Genomic DNA, 1,697 nt, shown 5'->3' on the forward strand with positions numbered 1-1,697 from the left:
GGCGGGCAGCAGCAGCGCGTGGCCCTCGCCCGCGCGGTCGCCACGCGGCCCGACGTGCTGCTCCTGGACGAGCCGCTGTCGAACCTCGACGCCCGGCTGCGGCTCGAGGCGCGCACGTTCCTCAAGGAGCTGCAGCGCGACCTCGGCGTGACCACCGTGTTCGTGACGCACGACCAGGCCGAGGCGCTCGCGCTCGCCGACCGGATCGCGGTCATGAAGGCCGGGAAGCTGCAGCAGATCGGCTCGCCGCGGGAGATCTTCCACCGCCCCAACAACACGTTCGTCGCGGGGTTCATCGGCTCCGTGCCCATGAACCTGCTGGAGACCACGGTCACCGGCGGCCACGTGCGCATCGGCGACACCGACGTGCCCGTGCCCGCCGAGGCTGCCGCGGACGTGCGCGACGGGCAGGCCGTGAGCTGGGGCATCCGCCCGGAGTACGTGCGCTGGTCGACCGAGCCCGTCGCCGACGGCATCGCCGCGGAGGTCGTGGTGACCGAGACCCTCGGTGCGACCAGCCTCGTGCTGGTGAGCTCCGGCGACCACAAGCTGCAGGTCGTCGTGCCCGAGGAGCTCGAGCCGCAGCCGGGCGACCGCGGCTGGATCGTGCCGCAGCGCAACCGCGCCCTGCTGTTCGACACCGAGACCACCGAGCGGATCGGCTGATGGCCGCGATCCGCACCACCCTGCGCCTCACGCACGAGATCCAGAACGCGGACCGCTACGTGCGCGTGCCGTTCGAGGTGCCGCCCGGCACGGGCTCGCTCGAGGTGCGCCTGTCGTACGACACCGAGGCGGCCGTGATCGACCTCGGCTGCGAGGGTGCGGCGGGGTGGCGCGGATGGTCGGGCGGCTCGCGGCAGGACTTCGTGATCCGCACCGACGACGCCACGCCCGGCTACCTCCCCGGTCGCCCGGAGGAGGGGGAGTGGCACGTGATCCTCGGCGTGCACCGGCTCCCCGCGGGCGGGACCGACGCGACCGTCGAGGTGCTGCTCCCCGCGGAGTCGGGCATCGACCACGGCCCGGTGCCCGCGCGGATCGACGGGGTGCCCCGGGGGAGCAGCCGCGAGCTGCCCGCGGACGCCGGACTGCGGTGGTACGCGGGTGACTTCCACGCGCACACCCTGCACTCCGACGGGCACGAGAGCATCGCGGGGCTCGCGTCGCTCGGGGTGCGGGCGGGCCTGGACTTCCTGTCCGTGACCGACCACAACACCACCAGCCACCACGCGCACCTCCCGGTCGTGGGTGCGCAGCAGGGCATCACGCTGCTGCCCGGCCAGGAGGTCACGACTCACCGCGGTCACGCGAACGCGTTCGGCGACATCGGCTGGATCGACTTCCGCCGTCCGGCGCAGGAGTGGGTCGACGAGGTCGAGCGCCGTGGCGGTGTCCTCAGCGTGAACCACCCGATCTCGGGCGACTGCTCGTGGCTGCACCCGCTGGAGCGCACGCCCCGGGCGATCGAGCTGTGGCACTCCACCTGGTACCGCGAGCTGATCGCCACCTCGCCCCTCGCGTTCCACGAGCGCTGGGACAAGGGGGCCGTGCTGCTGGGAGGCGCCGACTTCCACATGCGAAGTCAGGGTGTCGGCCCGGGCACGCCCACCACGTGGGTCGCGGCGGAGGACGACTCGGCCGAGGCGATCCTCGCCGGGGTCGCCGCCGGCCGCACCGCGATCATGGGCGGCGTC

2 protein-coding genes are annotated in these 1,697 nt (G+C 73.6%); both read left to right on the forward strand.

Annotated elements, in window-relative coordinates; genetic code table 11:
• The coding region (locus DW309_RS20120) for an ABC transporter ATP-binding protein (RefSeq protein ID WP_136045074.1) at positions 1-666 on the forward strand (666 nt) is incomplete at its 5' end.
• On the forward strand, positions 666-1,697 hold a 1,032-nt coding region (locus DW309_RS07985), incomplete at its 3' end, for a CehA/McbA family metallohydrolase (protein WP_136045075.1). The genes DW309_RS20120 and DW309_RS07985, both read left to right, overlap by 1 nt.

The organism is Microbacterium sp. K41, from assembly GCF_004794395.1.
Classification (GTDB): Bacteria; Actinomycetota; Actinomycetes; order Actinomycetales; family Microbacteriaceae; genus Microbacterium; species Microbacterium sufflavum.